Origin of the sequence: Candidatus Hikarchaeum yamanae (assembly GCF_009889665.1) — an archaeon.
Classification (GTDB): Archaea; Halobacteriota; Halobacteria; order Halobacteriales; family Hikarchaeaceae; genus Hikarchaeum; species Hikarchaeum yamanae.
Genome location: NZ_WTZR01000008.1, coordinates 26,702 through 52,658, shown reverse-complemented (window position 1 = coordinate 52,658; position 25,957 = coordinate 26,702). Strand labels below are relative to the sequence as shown.

The following is a 25,957-nucleotide window of genomic DNA, read 5'->3' as shown; positions in this document are numbered from 1 at the left end:
TGGGACTGCCCAGATTTGAACTGGGGACCTCCACCATGTCAAGGTGACGTCATAACCAGACTAGACCACAGTCCCGTGTAGTTTTCTGGAACCCCTGAAGGCAATTCAAAGTTTCGAATAGGAAAAGGGGGCTCCGTTAAGTTTAATACTATGTACAAAATAGTTCATTAAAGGACATATAAAGTCATTGAGGATATAAAATGCAAGAGTATATTGAACGTGTGACAGAGGGAACCGATCTGACGCAACAAGAATCGAGGAATGCAGCTAAAATACTATTTGAAAATGCTACAGATGCACAGATAGGAGCTTTGTTGACAGCTTTGCGATCGAAAGGAGAGACAGAAGGTGAAATTGCAGGGTTTGCCGAAGGTATGCGGGATGTGGCACGTAGGATTCATCCAAAAAGAGACCCACTGGTCGATACATGCGGAACTGGAGGAGATGGGAAAAATACAATTAACGTGTCGACAGCGAGTGCAATTGTTGCGAGTGGGGCAGGAGTTGCTATAGCCAAACACGGAAACTATTCTGTTTCATCTTCATCGGGTAGTGCAGATGTGTTATCTGCATTGGGAGTAAGAGTTAATGCAGAACCAGAATTGGTTGAAACGTCTATAGAAAAACACGGGATCGGGTTCATGTTGGCCCCAGTATTCCACCCTGCGATGAAAGCGGTCATAGGACCTAGGAAGGAGTTGGGAATGCGCACTATTTTTAACATACTTGGGCCTTTAACAAACCCAGCAGGGGCTAGTGCACAAACAATTGGGGTATATTCTGAAGAATTGGTCCCCCTAGTTTCTAGGGCTCTGAAAAAAATGAATGTTAAAAATGCAATGGTAGTACATGGATCGGGATTGGATGAAATAACGATTCACGATTCGACCTATGTTTCAGAAATAGAAAATGGAAAAATCAAAGAATATACCATAACCCCAGAAGAATTTGGGATAGATAGGAGTTCATTAAAAGAGATAAAGGGCGGGAGTCCCGAGAGAAATGCGAGCGACATACTTGAGATAATTGATGGAAAATTAACAGGAGCAAAGCTTGACATAATCTTATTAAATTCAGCTGCTGCAATTTATGTTTCGGGGATTGCAGATTCGGTGTTGGATGGAATTGAATGTGCTCAAAAATCAATTGCGGATGGATCTGCAAAAAATAAGCTCTCCGCATTAAAAAAATCCAGAGATCGATGATGACAAAAACTAAAATTTGCGGAATTACGAATGAGGACGATTTGGTTGCTTCGATAGAATGTGGAGCCAATTATGTTGGATTTATTGTGGATATTTCTGTAGAATCACATAGGAAAATATCTCCGAAATTTGCGAATGAATTAGTTTCAAAGGTACCATCGGGTGTGACTACGACTATGGTTACTATTTTAGAAGATGTAGATAGGACACTTGATTTTTTTGAACAAGTTGGTGCAGATGCATTGCAGATACATGGTGATCTTACACTCGATGTAATTCAAAAAGTTTCAGATTCAATTGATGGAAAATTAATTGTTTCAGTGGATCCGAATGCCACAATTTCTAATCAACTTGAGGGTATTTCGAATGCTGCGCTTTGCGATTCTCAGAGAGAAAAGGGTGCAGGAGGAACCGGGAAGGTAACTGACTGGGAATCGGTTAGAAAATTTAGAGAGAAAACTAAACTTCCAGTTATACTTGCAGGGGGTTTAACACCTCAAAATGTATCTCATGCCATCAGTTTGGTAAAACCATTTGCAGTGGATGTGGCAAGTGGGGTTGAGGGCCCAAATGGATTAAAAGACCATAGTGCAATTCGTGAATTTATAACCAATGTTCATAAAGCAGAAGGGGGAAAATGATGAGTTCATTTGGAGTATCGTTTCAAGAATTTGAAGAGTTAGTTGAAAATCGTCCTTGTATTGCATATGCTTCTGCAGAGATCGTCATAAGTGCGACACCCTTGGCAGCATATTCTACGATGATTGAGGAAGGTGGACAAGATTACTCCTTTTTACTAGAGAGTGGAGAAAAAGGTGCCCACAGTGCCTCGGTCCAAAATGAAAAATCAATTTCGGTAAAGGGACATGCACAATATTCATTTATAGGATATGACCCAGATGCAGTGATTACAGTGGGGTCAGAGGAGTCAGAAATTCTTGTTTTGAAAGAGTCTACAATGGCAGATCAAATAGTAAAGGGCAAAGGGGACATATTAGATATATTGCAAGGGGCCATTCCAAAATACCCCTTATATGGATTTCCCGATACAGATAGACAGCAGCTGTTAGGAGGGTTGATTGGGTTTTTATCATATGATTCTGTGTACAACCTATGGCTCGAAAAGGTGGGAATACAGCATAGTGAAACAGATATCCCCGATGCACAATTTGTTGTGAATACAAAAACAATTATTTTTGATCATAATAGCGACAAAACGTTCGTTGCATTTACACCTTTAATAACTGAAGAAACCGACTTAAAAATCCTATATGATTCATTGTGTCAAGAGGCGGGCGAGATAGAAAAGAAACTGAGGGATGCAGAAGAACCAAGAATGGGAAAAGTCACAATTTATGAAGAAAGGATAGGCAGTAGAAAGGAATATGAATCCTCAGTGGAACGGGTAATCGAATATGTGTTAAGCGGGGACATATACCAAGGAGTGTTATCTAGGAAGAGAGAGATACAGTGTAAAGTAGACCCCGTGGAACTTTATGCATCGCTAAAAAATGTGAATCCATCTCCGTATATGTATCTTCTAAAATTTGGTAATTTTGCCATAGTAGGGGCTAGTCCAGAAACCCTAATTTCGATTAGAGATAGGCGTGTGATTTCAAATCCTATTGCAGGTACTTGTGCAAGGGGAAAAAATCTAAATGAGGATCTATTATTTTCTCAAAAAATGTTGTCAGACAAAAAGGAGTTGTCAGAACATACTATGCTTGTGGATTTGGCTCGGAATGATGTAAGAAGAGTTTGTTTGCCCGGCACGGTCGAAGTTGAGGAATTCATGAATGTGTTAAAATATAGTCATGTTCAGCATATAGAAAGCACAGTCACGGGAGAACTGGATCTGGAATATACTTCATTTGATGCTACGCGTGCTACATTCCCTGCAGGGACGTTGTCTGGCGCCCCTAAAATAAGGGCAATGGAGATTATACATGAACTAGAATCCACACCAAGGGGTGTGTATGGAGGAGGTGTTGGGTACTATTCATGGGATGGTGATGCAGATTTTGCCATTGTAATTCGAACTGCAACTATTGAATTGGGGGAAGTGGATACAATAACCATACAGGCAGGGGCAGGAATTGTAGCAGACTCTATTCCAGAAAAGGAATATGAAGAAACGGAGAAAAAAATGCATGCAGTTCTAGAATCGGTGTATCGGCTAGTGGAGGAGGATCAAGAAGAATAATGACGAAAACACTTTTCATTGATAATTTTGATTCGTTTACATATAATCTTGTAGATTACGTAAGTGCTCATTCAAAAACTGAAGTACTGCTCAACACTGCTTCAGTGGAAGAGATATATGAAATGGAACCGGATGCGATAGTGATTAGTCCAGGACCAGGGCACCCAAAAAATCCAAGAGATGTGGGAGTAACTTTGGAGGTACTGAAAAGGGTAAGCCCCACGATTCCAACATTCGGTGTTTGTCTAGGGCTGGAAGCTGCAGTTTATGCGTACGGTGGTAAAATTGGCCGGGCCCCATCTCCCATTCATGGGCAATCTTCGCAAATAAGCCACGATGGAGAAGGTGTTTTTGAAGGTATAGATCAAAATTTTGAAGGTGCACGTTATCATTCTTTGGTTGCCACAGAAGTTCCAAAATGCTTCAAAGTTACTGCGACCACAATGCAAGGGGAATCTGAAATTGTGATGGGAATTAGGCATGTTGACTTCCCGATAGAATGTGTGCAATTCCATCCAGAGAGCATACTCACAAAAGTGGGTAAGAAAATAATATTAAATTTCACCTCGAAGATTGTCTGACAAAAGTAAAATTAAAGGTGCACTTCTACTGGAAAAACGAATTGATTGGCTTAGGTAGGAATTATAAATTATTACTTTCACCATGCTCACAAGAGACTTATATTGCCAGAGTTACCTAAACTAAAACCTCTAATAAGTTGATCGAGGTAACACGGTTCGCCGTGCAGAATAACTTATAGCGCTGCTAGCGCTGCATGTGGAGGAATTATGAAAAAAACAGACTCAATGATTAAATTAAATGGCAGGGGTGGAATGGGAAATGAGTGAAACAAGGACTCGGACGGATAAAGATGCAATTGTACTTCCAGTGAAGCGTACCGATGGGGCGACTTTGGAAGAGCGCCTTACAAAGAATGCATATCAGAACATCCTCCCCGCGAGGTACCTGAGAAAGGATGCAAAAGGTGAGATCGTAGAACCTCCTGAGAAACTATTCAGGCGGATTGCAAACAACATCGCCCTGGCGGAAGCAGTGTATGAGGCAGATAGACAAAATGTGAAAATAACAGTTACCCCAGATCAGATTAAGCCCGATCATCCACGGAGGGAAAAATTAATTAAAGAAGTATTTGGAGAGGGGTCCACTGACAACGGTGAGATCATAGTTGCAGATAACATGAGCACGGAATTGACGGATCGGAATGTGAGTAAATTCAGTTATGAAACAATTATACCATTGCTTCCAGAGGATGTTCGGAAACATGTAGAATCTATTGCAGATCAATTTTGTGAATTCATGGAAGATTTATCATTCATACCAAATTCTCCGACTATAATGAATGCAGGGGATGAACTCCAACAACTTTCGGCTTGTTTTGTTGATTCCCCGAAAGATGACATAGTGGATATTCATCACACAGCATTGGAAGCAGCCCAGGTTTTCCAGTCAGGGGGAGGGATGGGTTATGCGTTTTGGCGGATACGACCATATGGAGATACAGTGGGGTCCACAGGCGGAATTGCTTCAGGTCCAATAACATTTATGGAAACTTTCGATCAGATGTGTGAGACAATCGCACAGGGTGGGTCAAGAAGGGGTGCTCAAATGGCAATTATGCGCATTTCCCACCCGGACGTGATTGAATTTATTCATGCTAAAAATAAAGATGTTTCACTCGCACATTCTCTCAAATTGAACGATCCGGACGACTATACATACACGACATTTAACGAGGCACTAGCAGAAGCTAGGACTCTTCTTGATGAAGAAGGACGAGTTCCCAAGCATCTTAGGAATGCAGTGGAAGGTCACTTATCTAATTTTAATGTTTCCGTTGGTGTGACTGATGAGTTCATGAAAGCATTGGAAGAAAACAGAGAATATACTTTGTTAAATCCACGAACGGGAGATCCCCACATTGCTACAAAATACACTTTAGAAATGTATGACAGATATGATTTGGGAGACTATGTGGAAGTTGGAAAACCGCTGTCAATCCCTGCATCGATTTTATGGGAACGCATCGTAGATGGTGCATGGGAAAATGGTGAACCAGGAATAATATATCTTGACCGCGTGAACCAAGATCACTCGTTCCCCGTTGAATCGACTCCAACCGGAGATTCTTCTCCTTATGAGATTTTAGCAACAAATCCTTGTGGAGAGCAGCCGTTAATGGAATATGAAGCGTGCAATCTAGGCCATATCAATCTTTCTACACTTGCATCTTTGGATGCCCCTGATTGGAGGACGTGGTCGAATCAAAAAGGAAGATCAGATAGAGAACTCGGGGAGTTGATGTCGGATTTCATCCACGTGGCGATGGACATTGAAGAATTCGATAGGCGGATTGAATTGGGCACTCGTTTTCTTGAAAACGTATGTACTATGTCAGATTTCCCAGTAGAACGGATCGAAGAGACAGTTTACAACAATAGAAAGATAGGGTTGGGCATAATGGGTTTGGCTCAACTATATGTTCAGCTTGGTTTGAAATATGGATCACCTGAAGGAAATGAACTAGCTAGGCAAGTGATGATTTACATCAATCATGCGTCTAAATGGACTTCTCATGAATTGGCAGAGATAAGAGGTTCGTTTGAAAATTGGCCAGATTCTAAGTACGCAGACCCTGTGAAATATGCAGAATGGTTTACAAAGGAAACGGGATTGAACCCCGAAGAGTGGAAAGGAGGATTCCCAATACGGAATCATAATACCACCACAATAGCACCTACTGGAACGACGAGTATGATTGCAAACACCACAGGAGGGTGTGAACCAATATACAGTGTGGCATATTATAAAAATGTGTCAGACGATGTTCAAGGGGATGAGATGTTAGTTGAGTTTGATGATTATTTTTTAAGAACAATAGAAGCTAATGGGATTGATGTGGATGTGGTGAAAGAGGAGGCACTATCCCAGATGCAAAATAATGAATTCAAAGGAATTGGTGGATTGACAACGGTCCCAGATGCAATTGGAGAATTGTTTGTAGTATCTTCTGAAGTTTCAGCCATAGAACATGCAAGCGTCCAATGTGCATGTCAAGAAGGTGTGGACTCGGCTATTTCTAAAACTTGCAATTTTCCAAATGACGCAACGGCAGAAGAGATGGATGAAGTGTATCGCTATATTTACCGAAATGGGGGGAAGGGTGTAACAGTATACAGGGATGGGTCTAGAACTAAACAAGTTCTCACAACTCGCGCGCAAAATGCGGAATTTATAGAATCGGGAGAAGGTGGATCTGCAGATCATCTGTTAGAGTATATCAATACTCACTTTGACAGTTTGTCAGAATTTTTGAATCATGAAACGATTCGTGCTAAAATTACAGAGGAATGGAAACACCATGGAGAAGATCTCAGTATATGGGATGTTCCAGCACTTGCTTATGGCAAATCTCGAAAAAGACCACGCCCAGGTGTCCTGTATGGACTTACACAAAGGATAGACACCGGGTATGGAAAATTATATGTAAATATAAATGAGGATGAACAAGGGCGACCATTTGAATTGTTTGCAAATATCGGAAATTCGGGAGGATTTACGGCTAGTTTTACAGAAGCGTTGGCAAAGATAGTTTCTACTGCATTGAGATCCGGGGTTGATCCCCGAGAAATTGCAGGTGAGTTGAAAGGGATCCGATCACCTAAAATTGCGTGGGATCGAGGAGGTCAAATACAATCGATACCGGATGCGATAGGCACCGCTATGAAACGATACTTAGATGGTGAAATTCACAAAGAGTATCCTCAACAAAAGAACTTATCTGAAATTAGCAAGGGGGAAGCTAATCAAGAAGCTGTGAAGAAAGTTGCACCATTGGTAGTGGATGTAACTCAATCGTTAATCGATGCAGGAGAAAGTCCAGAATGCCCTTCGTGTGGATCTTTGACATTGAATTTCTCAGAGGGTTGCAAGACGTGTGAATCGTGCGGATGGTCTGAGTGTTAGGATCTGGATGCCACAAGAGAAAATAGGAAAGGGAATGGAAGACTTAGAGAAATTCGCAGAACTAATGCAACGTGGAGCGCGGGTGGGAATTACGTTGTCCATTTTATATACATTAGTTCGGGCAATAACTGAACAGGGGATTGATTGGTTAGTTGCAGATATCGTGGTGGTGTTTGCATTCTCACTGATCTGTCTCATGATGTTTTTAGGGGCATGTTCGGGTCATGCGCTGGATATGTTTGAAAATCCACCACAAACAACTAAGCAGATGTTAAAATCACTGGACATACCTCCAAAAAGTAGTAAAGGGTGGTGGTTTTTGATAGGTGCAGTTGTGACCATTGTGATGGTGACTGTGGTAGCTCTGTACTTCCTTGACAGATATTACTGGATGGGTTATCAATGGCAGATAGCACCATTGGCAGGTTTTGCGGTCGTAGTACTAGAGATGATACTCATAGCCACTGGAGGCAGTAATGCGGAATTTGTACTAAAAACTATCCGTGCATCAGGGGCAGTTGGCAGAGGTAATAGACACAGGTAGAAAGAAGTTTAGAGAAAAAATAGGTACAATAACTTTTTAGTAAACAAAGGGATTAGCTGGTGGTATGCATGGATCGAAACTATTAGTTTCAGTATTAGAGGACACCGGTGTAGATTGTGCATTTGGATTGGCAGGATCTACCAATCTAGGTATTCTCGATGAGATCGCAAAGAGCAAGATTAAATTTTACACTACTCGGCATGAACAGGTCGCCACAGGAATGGCAACCGGGTATGCGCTTGCTACAAGGAAACCAACTGCTGCAGTGGTACATGTAGGCCCAGGGGCTGCTAACATGATTTTGGGGATAGCCTCAGCATATAGAGAGAATGTCCCAGTGGTTGCTATAACGGGTAACGAACCTAGCTATAACCTTGGAAGAAATGTAAAGCACGAATGGGATGTACTCCAAGTTTTTGAACGTATTACTAAATACAACGTCCGGATGGGAAGGGAAAATACACATGACCAGATTCGAGACGCAGTAACACAATCGGTAACGGGAATCCCCGGACCAGTGCACATAGATGTACCTCATAATTTGGAAAATGAAACATTTCCAGATCTTGATGAAAACTTGAGGAAAAAAACGAGATCGCATGAATATATAGCATCGATGAATAGGTGCCGTCCAAGTCCGGAAAAATTGGATCAGGTTATTGAGCTGCTTTCCAAATCAAAACGTCCTTTAATAATTGCAGGTAGTGAAACCAGGTGGTTTGATTCTTCTAATGAATTAAAAATGCTTGCAGAGAAAATGCAAATCCCAGTTGCAAATACACACAATGCACGAGGGGCACTATCAGAAGAGCATCCATTATCAATTGGTCTAGTTGGTTGGATCGGGCTTAAACCAACAAATGGCTACCTTGAAAATTCGGATCTCATTATAGCGATAGGTGCCAGTTTATCAGACTATACTACTTCAGATTGGAAGAGGATTAATCCGGATGCATCTATCGTACACATTACTATGCGGCCGAGAGAACTAAATCGGCAATATGTGGCCGATGTCAACGTGATGGCAGATTCTACATCCGCAATAGTAGATTTAAATGGCAAACTTTCAATAAGTAAGAAAGATATTTCATTTAAAAATATTTCTTCAGTGGCAAGGAAGGAATATCAAGATGCACGAGAATCTATTTTTAATGTTAAAGAGACCCGTGGCGAGAATGGTGTTGATCCGGCACCGATACTCCACTTGCTAGATGGTTTTGCAGGAGATTATTCATTTGTGACAGGAGGAGGAATACATGCTAAATTTGCGCGGCATTTGCCAGTGACTAGCATCAATGGGCATTTTGGAACTCTTAATTTTTCGGGCATGAGTCAAGGTTTGCCGCTGGCTATGGGGGCTCAAATAGCCCTTGATGAGCAAGTATTCGTGTTTGAAGGAGATGGGGGATTCGCGATGGTTATGCAAGATCTAGAAACTGCAGTTAGAGAATCAATACCCGTGAAAATAATAATTTTCAATAATGATGCATATATGTCCCAAACCGTGAGGCAGCATCGGGCGTATGAGGGCAGAACTACAGGTTCTGTGTTCAAAAATCCAGACTTTGCAGCTTTTGCGAGAGATCTAGGTATGTTTGGGGAGTCAATTGAAGACAGTTCTCAGATTAAAGACACGATTGAGCGTTTTGTGGAGGTAAAGGGACCTGCACTAATTGATGCCCATGTTGATCCCTGGATTGGAACTGAGTTTCTTAATGCAGAATTAAATAAATAAAATATATAGTGGATTGGTATCGGTATGATAATAATCATTGGAAAGCTAAATAGAAGTACATAATGCAGCCATTCAGACTATTTCTTCCAGAATCTTTTGAAGAAGCAATTCAATTAATGAAAGAACATGGTGCAAAACCGATATCGGGGGGTACTGCAGTTACAACTTTAATTAAAGAAAAGATATTCCAACCAACGACGATGGTGAATCTTAGAAAATTGGAGAAGGATCACGCCTATATTATAGAGGAAAATGGACAAATTAAAATTGGTGCGTTGACCACATTGCGGGATATAGAAACAAGTGAAATTGTGAAAAGAAATCATCCTGTTGTTTCAAATTGTCTTTCAAAAATTGCGAGTATTAGGATCAGAAATGTTGCCACAATAGGTGGAAATTTGGCCCATGCAGATCCGGATCTGGATCTCCCCCCAGTTTTAGCAGGATTAGATGCCCACATAGACATAATAGGAGAAGATGGAGAACGTTCCATGGACATCAAAGAGTTCATACAAGGGTATTATGAAACCGATTTAAAAGAAGGAGAATTAATAAAATCGATTAAAATACCGATCATGCCAGATAGAAAGGGAATTTATTTGAAACACCGTGCGTTGTCAGAGGCAGATTGGCCGTGTGTAGGCGTCGCTGCGTTTGTTGATGAAGCCCCGGGTTCAGTTCCCGTGGTATTCATAAATTCGGTTGCAGACACACCCATAATGAAAGTTGAAGGGATACAAGAAATATTCTCAGAGGGAATAACTACAGAGGCGATCGACAAAGTAGGAGAACTTGCGGCAGACCAATGTGAACCAATAGGAGATGCGCGAGGATCGGTGTGGTATAAGAGGAAAATGGCAGGGGAATTTACGATACGTGCCCTGAGAGAAATTACCGGAGTTGGGGAGTCACTAATATAACTGGATAAGAATCAATGTCAACGCAAATACCCATAATAGAACAGGATGGAAAGGCCAAGAAAACAGGAACCATAGGAAAGCATGTACTTCGGTTAGATGGTGAGAGCAAAGTCACAGGATCCGTGGCATATACAGATGACCTCCCTTTTGAAGGATATTATGCAGAAGTCGTCAGGAGCAATATTGCCCATGGAGAAATAATTTCTATCTCTACAGAAGCTGCAGAAGCCATACCAGGAGTCGTTGCAGTTGTTACAGGGAATGATCTTGAAAATGCAGATTGGATCTCTCCTTATGTGGGGCCGGCATTTAGAGACCAGCCTGTTTTGGCTATTGGAAAGGTCCGGTACGTGGGAGAACCAGTTGCGGCAGTTATTGCAGAACGTCCAGACATAGCATCGTTGGCAGCTACCGAAGTGGTTGTAGAATGTGATAAGCTGAGAAGTGTAACTGACGTGAATAAAGCTAGAAAGAAAACCGCTCCATTGTTGCATGAGAGTGGCGAATCTGCTGCGGTTTTTGAAGATCTATCTACAGTTCATCGTAGTGAAGAGCCCAATGTTGCATACACTTATGAACTAGATGTGGGAGACGTAGAGAAAGGATTTGAAGAAGCCGACATAGTCCTTGAAGGAAAATATGCCACACCAATGGTTCAGCACACACATCTTGAACCGTTTGTGACAATTGCTAGTTATAATGCATCAGATAATTCTTTTAAGATAATAACAGGAAATCAAACCCCGCATTTTGTCCGTAGAGAAGTTGCCCGCATATTTGACATCCCTTCTTCAAAAGTCGAAGTTGAAGTTCCACAGATGGGGGGTGCATTTGGTTCGAGGACATATGTCAGAATAGAACCATTGGCTGCGGCATTATCTAGATCGGTAGAAGCACCAGTAAAACTCCGTCAAACATCTAGTGAATCATTCGATACTTCGGTCAGAGATGGGACCCAAACAAGAGTTAAGACGGGGGTGACGGTTGATGGAAATATTGTAGCTCAAGAAGTGGAGGTCATATGGGATAGCGGGGCATATGCCGATATCAGTCCCAGAAAAGTGAAGAAGGCAGGGTATACCGCCCCAGGGGCATACGATATTCCCAATGTCAAAGTCATATCAAAATCGACGTATACCAATAAACCACCTGGTGTGGCATATAGAGGATTTGGAGTGGCGCAGACCGCCTGGGCTGTGGAATCACATTTCGACGATGTTGCAAAGGAGATGGGAATGGATCCAGTAGAATTAAGAATCAAAAATATCACCCAAGATGGGGGAACATATAATGGCGTTCCCATAGAACCTCATGGTGCCCCCCAATGTCTCCAAGCCGTAATTGATGAAGTGGACTGGTTCGGAAAGGACTTGGAACAAGAAGAATCAAGGGGGAACCATATTAAGAAAGGAAGAGGGGTTGCAGTTACTTTGAAGGCCACAATAACGCCTTCGACGTCGGAAGCCATCTTGCTATTAGATTGTGATGGTAGTGTAAATGTGATTACAGGGGGAACAGAAGTTGGCCAAGGTATAATTACAACTTTGGCCCAGATAACTGCAGATGGGTTGGGAATAGGAGTAGAATATGTTAATGTGAATACACCAAATACCAACAGCGCCCCATTCAATACCTCTACAACAAGTAGCAGATCTACATTCCACTTGGGAAATGCCATATTGAGGGCGGTTGATGAATTAAAAGATCAATTAATTGACATAGTGGTGCAAAAACAAGGTGTAGAAAGAAAAGAGGTGATAGTTGAAGGGGGCCTAGTTAAGAGTCCTTCAGGAGAAGAATCGATAGGGGCAGTAGTTTCCTCTTATTTCGTGGGAGGAGGGGGAACGCTCATAGGGAAAGGGTATTTCTCTACTGAAGCGAGTAGTGGTGACCGATATGCATCTGCATTTTGGATGACAGGGGCCACATATGCAGAAGTATCAGTAGATACAAGAACGGGAAAATATACAATCGATAAATGGGTTAATTCGGCGGACTGTGGCAAGGCAATAGACCCTATTAGATGTGAAGGTCAAATTTTAGGGGCTGCAGTTCAAGCGTTGGGTCACACGATGAGTGAAGAGATGGTATTTGAATCGGGACAACAAGTAAATAAGTCACTATTGGACTACAAAGTTCCTGCAATCGGAGATGTGCCCAAAGAATCAAAGATAATTGTAGTAGAGTCAGGAGATCCAAATGGGCCCCATGGTGCAAAAGGGGTGGGAGAATCAAATACAGTTACAGTACCTCCTGCAATAGGAAATGCGATTAAAGATGCTTGTGGTGCTAGAGTTACTGAACTACCGATAACTCCGGGGAAAGTTTTGAAGGCAATAGAGGAGGTATCAGAATGAATAACTACACACAGGCTACACGTCACGAGATAGAATTCAGACTCAATGGGGAAGAATATGCGATTGAAATTCCGGCCAATCTAACTTTGGTAGAACTATTACGTCAAGAATTGCACCTTACAGGTACAACAGAAGGTTGTGGGGTGGGAGTTTGTGGTTGTTGTACGGTACTGGTAAATAATAAAGTCGTTGCCTCTTGTTTGGAATTGGCCGTCAACATAGATAGAACGGAAGTATTGACCATAGAAGGATTGGCAGACACATACCAGAATAGTGAATTCCATCCACTTCAAGATTCTTTCAGAGAATATGAGGGATTCCAATGTGGTTACTGCACTCCTGGAATGTTGATAGCTTCAAAGGCGTTACTTGATCAAAATCCAGATCCATCTGATGATGATATAAGGGAATTTCTTTCTGAAAATATATGCAGATGTACAGGATATGATAGCATCATCATGGCGGTTAAAAGTGCTTCCAAAGAGATGAACGCATAGGATTATTGAAAATATTAAAGAATGTGTTCGTAGACAACGACCTCTTCATTCTCAAAAACAAGTTTTAAATAAGGATCGTCGAAAGTAGATACCTGATAAAGACTTCGCTCATTTTTCCCCACATAAACATATTTGACATCGTAAAGGAGTAACAATTCTTTTCTAAGTTCAGAAGACCCCGTGTATATTTGGTTTACATGAGTGACTCTCTGTAAGTACGGTTCTTCTCCGCGATAGCCTACCTCATGGGACCATCCTGCGACCGTGGGGATTCCTGTGAAACTAGAGGGCGCATTAACCCACCGATAGGGAAGAGTTGTTTCAACAGAATTGCACCAGCACCCAGGTGCCGTGACTATAGTTGGTGACCCTGGTTGGTCTCCTATAAATGTAATTGCAGCCCATTCATGAGGGTGATTTATAGTAGCGTCTAGAGTGGCATCGAGGGTGAACTTAGGTTCGTTAGAGAAATGTTCCCCTATAGAAAATCCAGCATAGAATGTGGTGGAAATGATGAGTAGGGATAAAAATAGAGTTGTGAGTAGCTTATAACTTTTTTTCGAAGGGGATCTACTTTTTAAAAATTGATCACTGAATAAACGTGTGAGTGCTATTGATGCCCCAATGGAGAAGAATATCCAAACTTGCATGTAGATTTTAAATACAGTGTTCATTCGCCCAGGTCCAGCTTGTTCTTGGATAAATAGAAATTCAGTTAGAAGAATGAGTACTGCGCCAGCAAGAAATAAAACCAATTCAAATCCAACTTTTGAGGAGAAATGCTCTAGTAGCAGCCAGGAAACTATGCATAAGGGGAGAAGTATTGCTACAGCGGGAGCGCCAAACAAAAGTCCTGCGAAAAATAATAGTGCGCATAGTAAAAGTATCCTACTGTGACTATGGGATAGTTCAGTGGATAGTATAGAATACATATAGATTGAAAATATAAGTATGAAAAATAAATACACAAGAAGAAATTCGATGAGTCCACTTCGAGGGGGGAAAAATGCAATCGTGCGTAAAGATGCCGATTGAATGAAAAATGGGATGACTGTTAAAGACCCTAATAAAATTACGAAAATGGATAGGAATAGGGAAGTGATAATACGAAAAATTTCACGTCTGAAACTCTCCAAATTGATTTTTGAATTCAGAGAAGGGGAAATTATAGAAAGTGGGTCTGTTGGGGAAAATACCAATGTCAAAAATAAAAGTCCAAAAACAGTAGGATAGCTCCATGTGTTAACTACAGCTAAAAGTCCAGATAGAAGAGGGAGTATAATCAAAATTAATAATCTTCGTTCTCTGACTGAATTTGCAGGTGATAGATAATATGCAAACATGGTAAATAAAATGAGAATCATAAAAGGAGTGCTCATCATGTGTGCATGGAGATCCCCATTTAGCCATGCAAAAAATGGAAATTCATTGATAGTTCCCCGAATGACTCTGCTAGAAGTCCAATAGAAAAAAGAATCGGGATGTAGCAAATACAAAGGTTTTAAATCGGTGGTGTTTCCAACAAAACGCGCGATAGAGTTCGCTAGTCCGAGGGGGAGGACCCAAAGAAAAATAGAAAATGCAACTACAAAATTAGAAGATATTCCAACTATGATTGCCCCAAGAGACCCTGCAAATCTATGAGAATGGCCATAAAAGGTAGAAAGGGACCCAGAGAGGCCATAAGCACCCGAAACGAGAGCGCCGAAGAAACTAGCCAAAGCTAAATTGTATGCGAATTTTGCAGAGATTCCAGATAGCATAGAAAGTATCGCCGAAATTAAATGGCCGCCATAGTAATATCGGACTGTCTCTCCCGCGAACCAGAGATCTTCGGGTGGCAAAACGGAAGAGCGTAGGATGGACTGTAGAAGTCCAAAGTCTAGAAATTTTTCACCCCCAATGGGGTATATAGAGGGATCTGCCGATCGTATAGCAACGATTAACATAAATGCCATTGTGAAAACGGCGAAGGATTCTGAAAATCTTTTGAGGGGTAGCTCAGGTCTTTTTACGAAAAGAACACCCATAGAGAGGAGGACGAGGGTGGCCAATCCTAGTAATACTGTGGAAAGACTAAATGAAAAGTGACCCAGCCAATAAATAGAAAAAAAGAGCGCTGTCAAGCTAAAAGTGAGCGCAGCTGACGCCCCTTTATCTGACAATCTCCAAAAAAGGGAAGATGTTATTGGTAAACCTATAAGTGACAGTATAAGTAATAAAATCCACCAGGTGAAAATTAGAGTAAACTCCATTAGGGAGAAAGAACATCCAAAAGTACTAATTATTTTCGTATTCTAATACTGGGAGTAATGAAAAATTCTATTGGGGTGGTCATTCCAGCTTACAATCCAAATTTAAAGACGCTAGAGGGATATGTAAGAGATTTAGACGAAGTACTTTGTCCAGATGTAATTCTAATAGAAATAGACGATCCGAGTGAGCTTGTGTTAAGTCAAATGGGAGGAATATCTGCAAGATTCGAAGTATCCGATAGAAAGGAGGGAAAGGGGGCGGCCATAACACGTGGTTTTAACAAATTAAAATCGGATGTTCTGGTCTTTGTTGATGCAGATGGAAGTATTTCCGCAAAATCTGTTAAGAAGGTTTGTGATTCGATTATAAAATTGAATGTGGACTTGGCAGTTGGGTCGCGTAGACATCCAGATTCGAATATAAAATTTCACCAGGGCAATATCCGGAAATTACTAGGAGATGGATTTTCAGTTCTATCACGTGTTTTGTTGGAAGTGAAACTGCATGATTACCAATGTGGTGTAAAGGCAATAGATAGAAAGGTATGGGAAGAAGTGCAAAGAGACATAGAAAGAAAGGGGTTCTCGTGGGATATTGAACTAATTTCAATTGTGTCGATGCGAGGATATAAGATTGAAGAAATACCCATAGAATGGGATGATCAGCCTGGATCAACTGTGAAAATAATCCCAACAGTGTTAGAGTTATTTAATGCGTTGTTTACAGTTCGTAGAAAAATTAAAAAGTTGAGAGAGGCGGAGTGATGATAAGAGGGATGAAAGAAGAAATGGTTAGAATTTTTAGAATAGGGAATCTAAAATATTTGTTCTCCATTACCAAATTCTCGAAATTCACAGTGGTGGGAATTGTGGGAGCGGTGATAGACAATATAACATTGAGTTTGTTAGTTATTTCGATGGGAGTTCCATTGGTCCCTTCCAAACTGGTAGGTGCAGAACTTGCAATTATATCTATGTTCTTATTAAACGAAAACTGGACGTTCTTAGAAGATGGATTAAATGGAAAATATCAGAGACTAATTCGATTTATAAAATCAAATATTGTTCGGTTTGTGGGTGTCATGGTAGCAACTGGCGTCATGGTTACCATTGTAGAGAGGATGGGAGCAGAACATGGATGGGTTGGACTCATTTCTGCAAATATAATAGGTATATTAGTAGGATTGGTTGTCAACTATACTCTTGAATCCCTCATTACATGGCAAGTTGGGATTAAAAGCAGTTAAGAAGAGGTTGCTTCACTGATGGATTGCCACACCTTCTCATCAGTTATTGGGAGGTCTATATGAGAAACTCCAAAAGATTCAAGTGCATCGGATACGGCGTTTGCTATTGACGCAGGAGATCCGATAGTGCCACTTTCTCCAGCTCCCTTTGTCCCAAGTAGATTACTAGGTGTGGGAGTGACAATATGATCTGTTTCGATGTCGGGTAGGTGCATTGCACGGGGCATTGCATAATCTTGCAAAGTCCCAGATACTAGATTGCCAGAGTTGTCGTAAACAGCTTGTTCAAATAAGGCTTGTCCAATTCCTTGGACAATTCCCCCAACAATTTGGCCCTCGACGATCATGGGGTTTAATATAGTTCCAACATCATCGACTCCAACATAGCGTTTTAATTTAACCTCTCCAGTCTCTACATCGACTTCAACGACGGCTATGTGGGTTCCGTAAGGCCATGCCTTTTTATTATTTTCATAAACCGTTGTTATTTCAAATCCACTTTCAACACCGTCGGGCAGATTGTTCCCATAGGCTGCTGCTGCAACTTCTGCGAAGGTTACGGAATCGTCTGGAGAGTCTGTTGCGTGGAACGTGCTGTTTTCAAATGATATATTAGAAGTAGTAGTATCCAAAATATGGGCTGCGATTTTTTCTCCTTTTTCCACTACTTGCTCAGTACATCGGAGAAGTGCACTACCAGCCATGGAACCAGTTCTACTGCCAAAGGATCCAGTTCCACTAGGTAATATTTCACTATCACCTGCAACGATCTCAATATCTTTGAATTGTACACCAGTTCCCTGAGAAATTAGTTGAGTGAAGGGGGTTTGGTGCCCTTGTCCGCAGTCGGCAGAACCAACGTATGCAGTTATTGCACCAGTGGGGTGTATTCTCAACTTTGCAGTTTCGGTTCCACCACCACTTCGTTCTATGAAAGAACAAAGTCCAATTCCAATATATCTCCCTTCGTTTCGGAGAGAAATTTGTTCTTTTCTCAACCCTTCGTAATCAATTGTTTTTAACGCTAGGTCAAGTGCTGCTTCATAATCACCACAATCATATTCCGCAATGATTGGTGTTTTATATGGAAATTCATCCTTTGGGACGAAATTTTTTCTGCGGATCTCAACAGGATCCATTCCTAGTTTCTTTGCGGCTAGATAGACAAGTCGTTCAACAACGAATGCCGCTTCTGGCCTCCCCGCTCCACGGTAAGCGTCCACAGGAGCAGAATTGGTGAATACACCAGTCATCCTAACAAATACTGCAGGGATTTTGTAGAGGCCAGAAAGGAGGACACCATATCCTCCTGTTTGTAATGGTGCTTTTGTAGAAACGTATGCCCCGATGTCAAGATAAGTGTGGGCTTCGAGGGCAGTGAACGTTCCGTCTTTATTAAATGCTATTTTTGCCTTGGTAGCATGGGATCTTCCTTGGGCATCGGTTATATGTGCCTCGGAACGGGTGTTTTGCCATTTGACAGGTAATCCTAGTTGGACGGAACACCATGCGCAAAGTAACTCCCCAGCATAGAATTTACTTTTAGATCCAAATCCGCCGCCAACGGCAGGTACTGTGACATGGACTTTGTGCAAAGGAATACCTAGCGACTTTGAGAAATAATTCCGATGTCCAAATGCGCCTTGGCTCGAAAGTTTAATGGATAGTTTTCCAGAAGATGGCGAATAGTCTGCAAGGGCTACGCGGGGTTCAATTGCATTTGGTATTAACCTGGGTAAAACTAGGTCTAATTCAACTACATGGTCGGAGTTGCTAAATGCGACCTCTACATCTTTTTTATTTCCATTTTCCCAATCGTAGGAAATGTTTCCAGGGGCCCCTTCATGTAATTGGGGTGCGTTGGTGTCGGTCGAAGCAGAAATTCCAGTAACTCCTTTTAAAGACTCATATTTTACGTCGATTAGATCGAGAGCGTCATATGCAGAATAACGATCAGTGGCTACTACGACGGCAATCCCTTCACCAGTATAACGAACGATGTCTTTCGCTAGCATTGGCCTGAATGGTTTGAACAGCTCAGTTCGAATAGAAACGGGAGAATCTGGCCCGGGGTTGAGAAGTCCAACAGGAGATAGAACCTCTCCGAGTACTCCTGAGGCTTCGACGTCTTGTGCTGTGTAAACGGCTACTACATCCTCATGCGCTTCTGCTAAACTAGTATCCACAGAGGAAATTTTGGCATAGGCATATTGACTCCGAAGAATAGCGGCGTAAAGCATACCTGGGGCTGAATAATCATCAGTATATTGGGCCTTTCCAGTTACGAGGCCCCCGTCTTCTCTACGGACGATTCTGTCACCTACATCGACCACGTCTGTTGGATTGGTTACTGTTTCTGCTGTGTGAGACATATGAGTACCTAGATGATAGGGGGAAGCTTAATATTTGCTTTACAGGATAAAATAGATGTAATGGATAAGTCAAAATTGATAAGTGCCTTCGGAGATATTAAAATTCGAGTGAAGGGATAGAGTATGGCCGATCCAAATAAAGAGTTAAAGGGGCATGCGTCTAGAGTTGTTGATATTTTATTTCAAGAGTATCCTGATGCCGAGATTTCGCTGAAATACTCAGACGAGTTTGAATTGCTAGTTGCAGTTATTCTTTCGGCTCAATGTACGGATGAGAGGGTCAACAAGGTTACTGAAGTGCTTTTTAAAAAATATAGAACCATAGAAGATTATGCAAATAGTAGTGCCGAGGAATTTTCAAAAGATATAGCTTCAGTGACTTATTTCAATCAAAAGGCGAGGTGGATAGTAAACACTGCGATATGCATCATAGAAATGTATGATGGGGAGGTTCCAGGGACAATGGAAGAGCTTCTTGGATTGCCAGGAGTTGGTAGAAAGACAGCGAACGTTGTTTTGCAGCATGCGTATGGAGAAACAGAAGGAATAGTTGTAGACACGCACGTGATGCGGCTTTCTCGTCGGATGGGACTTGTGGGAAAAAGGAATCGCGACGCTATTGAGATAGAATTGATGAAAATAATTCCAAAAGAGAAATGGCGAAGATATACCCATCTAATGATTGCCCATGGCAGATCTATCTGTAAAGCTCGAAGTCCAAAATGTGATTTGTGTCCAATGGGAGAAATATGCCCATCTTCGTGGACATATTCAGAGATGGACCTAGCAAGTGGAAAATTATGGAAAAATGAGGGGAAGAATTAATCAGATAGGGTTACTTTCCAAGTGGTTGATCTTCCACGTCCCCACTTTTCAATTTGTACACCGTCTGTTTTGAGTGACAATCTAGCTAGTCTTGCCCCTACCTGTTTTGCAGATAGACCGAGGACGTCGGCGATGTATTTTGCCCGGAAGTATTCGGACCCCCGAGATACATGGTCGACTAGATATTCAAGCAATTGATCATCCTCATTTGCTATAGTAGACACAGTGAATAATATAATACAATCAAGTAAGTCCTTTCCTATTCGAAAATTTTGAATACTCACTCTATTGATACGTATTCTGAATTCTGATTTAGTGATAAATTTGTGGCAATTTCCACATTCCGCATTGCATAACCAGCGGAGCGTGTTAAACTATGGAGTACCTCTGTGAGAAGTAATAAATCAACATTGGTCATGGGAGATGCTTCGCTTATGAGAGATTCCCCTAACTGGTTGATTTCAGAGAAAAGGTCACGGCAAGTTACAGCAATTCCAAAATCGAAGGTTACGACGGATTGGACGGCATTATAGGTTAAATCATCTACTTTTTCTACGAGTTTTAATAGCGTTTTAGAAGTGCCAGTGTCGAGATCAATTGTGTGGGCATCAGATTCAAGAACCTTGTTAGCTATATCTTCGGAATCGTCTGCAGTCAATTCTAGGTTCTTTGCTATGGAGCGGTAACTAATCAAAGGGAAAACATCCTCAAATCCAACTGAATGTGCTACAACAGGGTTCTGATAAGAAATATAGATTAAACGCAAGAGTAAAAGGAAAATTTTGTTAGCTTGGTTTTCTCGATTGAGTGCGCGTTGTGCCATGTCTTTATTGCCAGTCATAAACGCGTTAATGGACTCATCTCTCATAGTTCTACCAGTAATTTCAAGTCGGGTTAGCAAATCATTTAGATTGAAATCGGTGGGGTCAATTGAGCAATTGATAACAATGGCATTTGGAGTTTCTTCTACGACCCCAAGCCCCATCAATTGAGTTTCGGCTTTATAGATGGCATTGATTATTTCAGAGTTAAGAGTGACAGCATTCTTGATGTAAATAACGCGCCTACCTAAAACATATTGTGCAATAATAGCACGTTCAATAGTAGAAGAGTTCATGTGTTCTACATGGATAGTTGCAGTGGGTTTTTGATAAGTTGCAGATGCAGGAGAGACTGCCATTACACCACTTTTTAGCTGTGTGAGAGATAGTTCATCCCCCTTTTTTACTTCGAATTCTCGAACCCAATCAGAGGGGAGAGTTATTGCCAATGTCGAAGGTCCAAGCCGTTGTACTTTCCGGGAATCGGTCATGAGACGATTAGGTTGAGAGATAATATAACCTTCCTGATACAATATAGACAATATTAATATGTAGGATTAAACGACTTCTATGAGTCGGGTTTCAAACCGCCCTATGTGAATTCTGTGCCATCCACGTATTTTAGAATCAATATCAGGGTCGCCAGTGTCTACTCGGAGTACATCAATCGCTTCTAGTTTTGCCCGGGATCCAACTATTTTGATAGTGCAACGTTCTAAAACAGAGGGTGATATTTGCCCATTTCCGCGTCCGAGGATGAATCCCTGACCCCCGATGGGAGATACTATAACAACATTAGTATCTGTTAAAGAAGAGAGGATGGCGGATTCGTTTGCGTCTTTTGTTATCACAGTTCCAGAAGGGTAGGGGGGAGAAGAAGAGGAAGTTGATTGATTTTGATTTTCGGGAGGGTAGGTCCTCCATATGTCTACTCCGAGTAGTGTCCCTTCGAATCCTATTTCTTTTTTTAGCTGATGAAGTGTCCCCCCAGGCCCTAGTATATATGTAACGTCGGTAGAAAGTTCAGACAACAATCCTTCTATCGCACCTTCTACAGTTCCGCCTAAGAGTTGCTTGGATGATTGCAGTTCTTCAGATAAGGGGACGGGGCGGATGGAGTGTATATGAGGGATAATTTCCCCTTGACGGTACGCATCTTCATCCAAATCCATTACCTCACGAAGTTCTGTTGTTGAATAAGAAGATATGATAGAACCAACGTCGTGTGGAGAATTGGCGAATACAGAGGAATAAACTTTAACACCGGAAGGGATTCCCAAGATAGGAATGGAAGATTGTAGTTCGTCCAAAGTATGGGATATATCGACAGCAGTTCCATCTCCCCCTGCAAATAAGATCAGATCAACCTTTTGGGATACGAATGAGTGGATTGAGTTTTGAGTGTCGATGGCGGATGTTTTTTTGTTTTGAGGATATCCAACAACGGTAGGACTGAACCCAGCTTTAAGCGCGATTTCTTCGCCCATGCTAGAGCCATAAACTAATAATTCGGAGATGTGGGTATGAGAAAGGGATAGTAAAGCTATCAACGCCCTATCGGGGGAACTGGGTTTTGCACCCATTTCAATTGCTTTTTGAACGACGTTATCGGTCCCTTTTAATCCTACTTTCCCCCCCATTCCAGCGATGGGGTTAATTAAAAATCCAATCCGCATATAGCACCATATCAGATACGAATAGAGAAAAATCTACTCAGAAAGGGGAATTTGATTTTTGAGCCACGATACGGCTTGTTCAACGTTGGTTGGGTCAGTTCCTTCTATTCTTATTTTTACCCCACCTTTTTGAGGATAACTGCCAATCGTAACATCAAAATTTGTTAATAAATAGTCAAAATGTTTGACCAATCTACTTTCTCCAGTCTGGGTAAATACAAAAACTCGTGTTTTGATAGGGCCACTAAAATTTGAAGATATTTGTTCGAACATGGCTTTCATTTCAGAAGGCACACCGGGGAGGATGTACAGGGGGACTTCATTTTGTGTAGTTACAATTGCACCAGGAGCAACTCCAACGGTATTTTTGATCATTAGCGATCCACGGGGTAACTCTGCAGTTCCAGGAGATAGCTTTCTATCTTTATATCTAGGATGTTTTTTGAGCCAACGTTTGGCTTCTTCATGAGGTTCTAGAGGTTGTCCTACAGCTTTTGAGACCCCTTCAAGAGTGATATCGTCGTGGGTTGGTCCCAAACCGCCTGTGATTATTATTGCCTCATATTTTGACTGGCATTCATGGATAGCTGAGACTATTTCTTCTATGATGTCAGGGATGACGAGAATTCTTCCGGTCGATGCACCACAACTGGTGAGTTGGGCACAGATCCAGGTTGCATTTGTATTCACCGTATCACCAGAAAGTAATTCATCTCCGATAGTGATAATGGCAATATTCATAGTGCTAGTTGGTCCTGATCGCCTAAATATGAGTGGGTTATTGTAGAGGGGGGTCTGTTTCGAATTTGTTTTTCCGTATACGTTTCATTTGTGACCAGAAGAATAAGGAGTACAAAAGTAGAGATGCTCCGCAAAAGAGCAATAATCCTGCCAATAATTGTGCGTCCCGGGCTAGATAATATTGAACGTAGATTGCCTCGCTAGAGGGATCATTCCAGTGCAAGTGTAGCTGATTTGAAGTAAATGTGGTAGTATAGTTAGAAGGACTAACTTTGCTAAGAAGCGGGATGCTAACATCAGAATCTTTGGGTAAAATCACAACGTAATTTCCAGAAGTAATTACAGGTGCTTGAAAGGATTTTCCAGATCTCAGGGAAGTGAATCCAAGTTTACCAGGGCTACTGGGCAGAATTATAGAAGTTGAAAATCGACTCTGCTCTATTGAAAGCTTATCTTCAAAAATTATAGTTCCGTTGGGGTGCCTAAATTGAACATTAGATAGATCAAGGGGCCTTTTTGTGTTGATTCGGTGGATGCGGTATAGATCTATTTTTGATTCATCTTCAATGGAGTACACAGCTTGGTATTGTTTTTTTTCTAGTTGAAAGAGAGCGCCTTCGTCGTGGCCCCAGAGTGATGTATAGGCAAGGGGATCTGGCGATGAAGGTTCAGATTCCATTATAGAAATTGTTTGGCATCCAGCGCAGATGACTATGAATAGCAAAAGAGTGGTGGTAAGAAATCGAGATGTCATAAGGCGTGCTATAGAGGTATCACACACTTCATTTCAGAAGGGAGGTAAGGACCTATCGCTGCTAGAATTCCAGGAGGGTCGGTTCCTGCAGAACAAATAATACTTTGCTCTAGAAGGCCGACACGTTCGACGGAAACTATATCTTTTGCATGGCCAGATTTGTTTACTGTAGCCCGGACCTCGCTTTTCGTGGCACTGTTAACATTTACACGACCAAGCCCACGCCTCCAACTATACAGCCTATCTAATTCTTTCTTAGATAGAGAAGCAGGTTCTCCTTGAATAAAGGTGAGGGGCATATGCTGAACAAGTCCGAAACGTTGTTTAATTTGGGCAGGAGTTCCAGGGCCGAGTCCCAAATTATTTGACGGGATGTGGACGGGTTCAAGCGAATCAAGTAAGAAGCCCTGGTCGTCCCAAGAAGATAAGGTCCCAATATATTCAGAACCATTCTTCACAGGAGGCAAAATTTCACCCCACGTCTCAATTAAAATACTAGTCGCCGCCACCTCATCTTCCCCGTGTATGCTTATTTCAGGAAAGTGTTGAGGGGTGAAGGAAATATCATAGGACACATTAAGTTGACCTATGTCGTTGGAGATTATAGAATCAAGAGATCGAATTGCCCTATCCCTTGCATCCCCTTTGACATAAATTTTGGTTGCCAGGGTTACCATTATAGCTTCATTGATAATAGCGCGAGTTGATCTTGAAGGCCATCGAGGCGGTTTTTCATTGAATTGAGAAGTTGAGAATTGTCCATAATATTCAATTTAGAACTACAAGTGGGACAAACAAAACTTTGATCAAGGGCGTCTGAAAAACTGAATCGGAGAGAGCACGTTCCGCATAGATAAAATTCATTTTGGGATTCGAAATCGTGACGTTTAGATAGGTACTCCGAAAGAGTAGACATCGCTTCTAAAAGATTTATTCTTATTTGATCATAATTGAACGTCCAGAGGTATGTTAGCCAGCCAGAATCTTCATCCCGAACACGTCGATAGCTAGCTAGCTCGTTTTCATATAAAATGAATAATGCTCGTCGAACATTGTTTAACTCCAAACCTAATTTCTGAGAAAGCTCTTCGTCGGTGACTTCGCCTTCGGGAGGGGATGCCGCCACAGGCATTCCTCGATCCCCAACTAGCTCGTGGAGATATTTTTGTACTACTTCGTCGTGTAGTAGATCGTCGAAAGCCATTATATAAAGGGGGGCAGCAACTGGCTTTAAAGTTACTCACTCGTGCCTGGGCAAAAAGAATGCCAAAAAATTAATTACCTTCTACAAGTTTTCCTGATTTTTGAGGGATTATTTTTTGTTTTGCATCATCCCAAGATTGATTTAATTCAGTGCCTTGGAATAGTCGGTCTAAGAAGATAGCTAGTGCTGCGATTTCAGAATGAGGTTGGTTTGTTACAGATAGATTCCAATCTGCTGCCTCATAAATGAAAAAGGGGACTTTTTCCGCGCCAACAATTATGAGAAGAGGGTCAGAATGATGAGATATGATTACGTCATCTATAAGAGATTCTATCGGCTGCCCATACATTGTTAGATGGACTATGGAGCCATTCCAGGACTTAACAAACTTGGAAACATTAGTTATAGATTCTGCTCTAAAGGATCCACCGAAGTTTAAAGAAACTTCGTTGATAGTAGATGAGGAGGAACTTGCAGCATCGGGGAAAATTACTCTGTCAGCACCAAATGCACGTGCCACTAGACCGACATGAGTAGTGATTCTTTCATCCCTCCCAGGACGATGTCCAATTCTCAAAATTGAAACTTCGTGTTTACCATCCATAGAGTAATATTGC

The 25,957-nt window shown here is 41.6% G+C and carries 23 protein-coding genes and 1 tRNA gene; 13 read left to right on the top strand and 11 right to left on the bottom strand.

Annotated features, from left to right (window positions below):
* Positions 1-75: transfer RNA gene (locus ACM9H2_RS04380), tRNA-Val, on the bottom strand.
* A 125-nt stretch (positions 76-200) separates the two neighbouring features.
* Here ACM9H2_RS04380 and trpD point away from each other — a divergent pair.
* From trpD to ACM9H2_RS04330, 10 genes are all read left to right on the top strand, one after another.
* Complete coding sequence (trpD, locus tag ACM9H2_RS04375; protein WP_415488614.1) at positions 201-1,205, top strand: anthranilate phosphoribosyltransferase; 1,005 nt, start codon at positions 201-203, stop codon at positions 1,203-1,205.
* Positions 1,205-1,846: a phosphoribosylanthranilate isomerase gene (locus ACM9H2_RS04370; protein ID WP_415488612.1), complete on the top strand. Its 642-nt coding sequence runs from the start codon at positions 1,205-1,207 to the stop codon at positions 1,844-1,846. Before trpD ends, ACM9H2_RS04370 begins: the two co-directional genes overlap by 1 nt.
* Complete coding sequence (gene trpE / locus ACM9H2_RS04365; RefSeq protein WP_415488610.1) at positions 1,843-3,408, top strand: anthranilate synthase component I; 1,566 nt, start codon at positions 1,843-1,845, stop codon at positions 3,406-3,408. Before ACM9H2_RS04370 ends, trpE begins: the two co-directional genes overlap by 4 nt.
* The gene (locus ACM9H2_RS04360; RefSeq protein WP_415488608.1) at positions 3,408-3,989 is read left to right on the top strand and encodes a glutamine amidotransferase-related protein; all 582 of its coding nucleotides are present in this window, start codon (positions 3,408-3,410) and stop codon (positions 3,987-3,989) included. The genes trpE and ACM9H2_RS04360 overlap by 1 nt, the downstream gene beginning before the upstream one ends.
* A gap of 259 nt (positions 3,990-4,248) precedes the next feature.
* On the top strand, positions 4,249-7,392 hold the full coding sequence (locus tag ACM9H2_RS04355; protein WP_415488606.1) for an adenosylcobalamin-dependent ribonucleoside-diphosphate reductase: 3,144 nt from the start codon (positions 4,249-4,251) through the stop codon (positions 7,390-7,392).
* A gap of 7 nt (positions 7,393-7,399) precedes the next feature.
* Positions 7,400-7,936 (top strand): hypothetical protein, encoded by a 537-nt coding sequence (locus tag ACM9H2_RS04350; RefSeq protein ID WP_415488604.1) that lies wholly within the window; start codon positions 7,400-7,402, stop codon positions 7,934-7,936.
* A gap of 64 nt (positions 7,937-8,000) precedes the next feature.
* Positions 8,001-9,671: a thiamine pyrophosphate-binding protein gene (locus tag ACM9H2_RS04345; RefSeq protein ID WP_415488602.1), complete on the top strand. Its 1,671-nt coding sequence runs from the start codon at positions 8,001-8,003 to the stop codon at positions 9,669-9,671.
* Between the two features lie 62 nt (positions 9,672-9,733).
* A complete protein-coding gene (locus tag ACM9H2_RS04340) occupies positions 9,734-10,591 on the top strand; it encodes an FAD binding domain-containing protein (RefSeq protein ID WP_415488600.1) in 858 nt (285 codons plus the stop codon).
* Positions 10,592-10,605: 14 nt separating this feature from the next.
* Positions 10,606-12,948 carry a xanthine dehydrogenase family protein molybdopterin-binding subunit gene (locus ACM9H2_RS04335; RefSeq protein ID WP_415488598.1) on the top strand — a complete coding sequence of 781 codons (2,343 nt, stop codon included), beginning with the start codon at positions 10,606-10,608 and terminating at the stop codon, positions 12,946-12,948.
* The gene (locus ACM9H2_RS04330; protein ID WP_415488596.1) at positions 12,945-13,445 is read left to right on the top strand and encodes a (2Fe-2S)-binding protein; all 501 of its coding nucleotides are present in this window, start codon (positions 12,945-12,947) and stop codon (positions 13,443-13,445) included. Before ACM9H2_RS04335 ends, ACM9H2_RS04330 begins: the two co-directional genes overlap by 4 nt.
* Positions 13,446-13,459: 14 nt before the next feature.
* Here ACM9H2_RS04330 and ACM9H2_RS04325 read toward each other — a convergent pair whose 3' ends face one another.
* Complete coding sequence (locus ACM9H2_RS04325) at positions 13,460-15,700, bottom strand: DUF2298 domain-containing protein (protein ID WP_415488594.1); 2,241 nt, start codon at positions 15,698-15,700, stop codon at positions 13,460-13,462.
* 57 nt (positions 15,701-15,757) lie between these two features.
* On the opposite strand from ACM9H2_RS04325, the gene ACM9H2_RS04320 reads away from it, so the two are divergent.
* A complete protein-coding gene (locus ACM9H2_RS04320; protein ID WP_415488592.1) occupies positions 15,758-16,465 on the top strand; it encodes a glycosyltransferase in 708 nt (235 codons plus the stop codon).
* Positions 16,465-16,947: a GtrA family protein gene (locus ACM9H2_RS04315; RefSeq protein ID WP_415488590.1), complete on the top strand. Its 483-nt coding sequence runs from the start codon at positions 16,465-16,467 to the stop codon at positions 16,945-16,947. Before ACM9H2_RS04320 ends, ACM9H2_RS04315 begins: the two co-directional genes overlap by 1 nt.
* On the opposite strand, the gene ACM9H2_RS04310 is transcribed toward ACM9H2_RS04315, so the two are convergent.
* A complete protein-coding gene (locus ACM9H2_RS04310; RefSeq protein WP_415488588.1) occupies positions 16,944-19,319 on the bottom strand; it encodes a xanthine dehydrogenase family protein molybdopterin-binding subunit in 2,376 nt (791 codons plus the stop codon). The genes ACM9H2_RS04315 and ACM9H2_RS04310 overlap by 4 nt on opposite strands.
* Positions 19,320-19,442: 123 nt before the next feature.
* Between ACM9H2_RS04310 and nth the strand changes: the two genes are divergently transcribed.
* The gene (gene nth, locus ACM9H2_RS04305) at positions 19,443-20,144 is read left to right on the top strand and encodes an endonuclease III (protein WP_415488586.1); all 702 of its coding nucleotides are present in this window, start codon (positions 19,443-19,445) and stop codon (positions 20,142-20,144) included.
* Here nth and ACM9H2_RS04300 read toward each other — a convergent pair.
* The 8 genes from ACM9H2_RS04300 to ACM9H2_RS04265 all read right to left on the bottom strand — a co-directional run bounded on the left by ACM9H2_RS04300 (position 20,141) and on the right by ACM9H2_RS04265 (position 25,944).
* Positions 20,141-20,368: a hypothetical protein gene (locus tag ACM9H2_RS04300; protein WP_415488584.1), complete on the bottom strand. Its 228-nt coding sequence runs from the start codon at positions 20,366-20,368 to the stop codon at positions 20,141-20,143. The genes nth and ACM9H2_RS04300 overlap by 4 nt on opposite strands.
* A 56-nt stretch (positions 20,369-20,424) precedes the next feature.
* A complete protein-coding gene (locus tag ACM9H2_RS04295; RefSeq protein ID WP_415488582.1) occupies positions 20,425-21,456 on the bottom strand; it encodes a PhoU domain-containing protein in 1,032 nt (343 codons plus the stop codon).
* Positions 21,457-21,522: 66 nt separating this feature from the next.
* Positions 21,523-22,641, bottom strand: a complete 1,119-nt coding sequence (locus tag ACM9H2_RS04290; protein ID WP_415488581.1) for an ATP-NAD kinase family protein — start codon at positions 22,639-22,641, stop codon at positions 21,523-21,525.
* Positions 22,642-22,674: 33 nt separating this feature from the next.
* Complete coding sequence (locus tag ACM9H2_RS04285) at positions 22,675-23,382, bottom strand: competence/damage-inducible protein A (RefSeq protein ID WP_415488579.1); 708 nt, start codon at positions 23,380-23,382, stop codon at positions 22,675-22,677.
* A gap of 37 nt (positions 23,383-23,419) precedes the next feature.
* Complete coding sequence (locus tag ACM9H2_RS04280; RefSeq protein ID WP_415488577.1) at positions 23,420-24,136, bottom strand: DUF5803 family protein; 717 nt, start codon at positions 24,134-24,136, stop codon at positions 23,420-23,422.
* Between the two features lie 8 nt (positions 24,137-24,144).
* Positions 24,145-24,813: a DUF2110 family protein gene (locus ACM9H2_RS04275; RefSeq protein WP_415488575.1), complete on the bottom strand. Its 669-nt coding sequence runs from the start codon at positions 24,811-24,813 to the stop codon at positions 24,145-24,147.
* The gene (locus tag ACM9H2_RS04270) at positions 24,813-25,340 is read right to left on the bottom strand and encodes a transcription factor (protein ID WP_415488573.1); all 528 of its coding nucleotides are present in this window, start codon (positions 25,338-25,340) and stop codon (positions 24,813-24,815) included. Before ACM9H2_RS04270 ends, ACM9H2_RS04275 begins: the two co-directional genes overlap by 1 nt.
* A 70-nt stretch (positions 25,341-25,410) precedes the next feature.
* The gene (locus ACM9H2_RS04265; protein WP_415488571.1) at positions 25,411-25,944 is read right to left on the bottom strand and encodes a tRNA (cytidine(56)-2'-O)-methyltransferase; all 534 of its coding nucleotides are present in this window, start codon (positions 25,942-25,944) and stop codon (positions 25,411-25,413) included.
* Positions 25,945-25,957: the final 13 nt, after the last annotated feature.

What these genes read in the sequence shown, in the direction of transcription:
- ACM9H2_RS04330 (WP_415488596.1), top strand. Translation starts at nt 12,945, where the DNA reads ATGAATAACTACACACAGGCTACACGTCACGAGATAGAATTCAGACTC.
- ACM9H2_RS04360 (WP_415488608.1), top strand. Translation starts at nt 3,408, where the DNA reads ATGACGAAAACACTTTTCATTGATAATTTTGATTCGTTTACATATAAT.
- ACM9H2_RS04285 (WP_415488579.1), bottom strand. Translation starts at nt 23,382, where the DNA reads ATGAATATTGCCATTATCACTATCGGAGATGAATTACTTTCTGGTGAT.
- ACM9H2_RS04345 (WP_415488602.1), top strand. Translation starts at nt 8,001, where the DNA reads ATGCATGGATCGAAACTATTAGTTTCAGTATTAGAGGACACCGGTGTA.
- ACM9H2_RS04340 (WP_415488600.1), top strand. Translation starts at nt 9,734, where the DNA reads ATGCAGCCATTCAGACTATTTCTTCCAGAATCTTTTGAAGAAGCAATT.
- ACM9H2_RS04310 (WP_415488588.1), bottom strand. Translation starts at nt 19,319, where the DNA reads ATGTCTCACACAGCAGAAACAGTAACCAATCCAACAGACGTGGTCGAT.
- ACM9H2_RS04350 (WP_415488604.1), top strand. Translation starts at nt 7,400, where the DNA reads ATGCCACAAGAGAAAATAGGAAAGGGAATGGAAGACTTAGAGAAATTC.
- ACM9H2_RS04295 (WP_415488582.1), bottom strand. Translation starts at nt 21,456, where the DNA reads ATGACCGATTCCCGGAAAGTACAACGGCTTGGACCTTCGACATTGGCA.
- trpD (WP_415488614.1), top strand. Translation starts at nt 201, where the DNA reads ATGCAAGAGTATATTGAACGTGTGACAGAGGGAACCGATCTGACGCAA.
- ACM9H2_RS04315 (WP_415488590.1), top strand. Translation starts at nt 16,465, where the DNA reads ATGATAAGAGGGATGAAAGAAGAAATGGTTAGAATTTTTAGAATAGGG.
- ACM9H2_RS04275 (WP_415488575.1), bottom strand. Translation starts at nt 24,813, where the DNA reads ATGGTAACCCTGGCAACCAAAATTTATGTCAAAGGGGATGCAAGGGAT.
- trpE (WP_415488610.1), top strand. Translation starts at nt 1,843, where the DNA reads ATGATGAGTTCATTTGGAGTATCGTTTCAAGAATTTGAAGAGTTAGTT.
- ACM9H2_RS04270 (WP_415488573.1), bottom strand. Translation starts at nt 25,340, where the DNA reads ATGGCTTTCGACGATCTACTACACGACGAAGTAGTACAAAAATATCTC.
- ACM9H2_RS04265 (WP_415488571.1), bottom strand. Translation starts at nt 25,944, where the DNA reads ATGGATGGTAAACACGAAGTTTCAATTTTGAGAATTGGACATCGTCCT.
- ACM9H2_RS04320 (WP_415488592.1), top strand. Translation starts at nt 15,758, where the DNA reads ATGAAAAATTCTATTGGGGTGGTCATTCCAGCTTACAATCCAAATTTA.
- nth (WP_415488586.1), top strand. Translation starts at nt 19,443, where the DNA reads ATGGCCGATCCAAATAAAGAGTTAAAGGGGCATGCGTCTAGAGTTGTT.
- ACM9H2_RS04355 (WP_415488606.1), top strand. Translation starts at nt 4,249, where the DNA reads ATGAGTGAAACAAGGACTCGGACGGATAAAGATGCAATTGTACTTCCA.
- ACM9H2_RS04325 (WP_415488594.1), bottom strand. Translation starts at nt 15,700, where the DNA reads ATGGAGTTTACTCTAATTTTCACCTGGTGGATTTTATTACTTATACTG.
- ACM9H2_RS04370 (WP_415488612.1), top strand. Translation starts at nt 1,205, where the DNA reads ATGACAAAAACTAAAATTTGCGGAATTACGAATGAGGACGATTTGGTT.
- ACM9H2_RS04290 (WP_415488581.1), bottom strand. Translation starts at nt 22,641, where the DNA reads ATGCGGATTGGATTTTTAATTAACCCCATCGCTGGAATGGGGGGGAAA.
- ACM9H2_RS04335 (WP_415488598.1), top strand. Translation starts at nt 10,606, where the DNA reads ATGTCAACGCAAATACCCATAATAGAACAGGATGGAAAGGCCAAGAAA.
- ACM9H2_RS04280 (WP_415488577.1), bottom strand. Translation starts at nt 24,136, where the DNA reads ATGACATCTCGATTTCTTACCACCACTCTTTTGCTATTCATAGTCATC.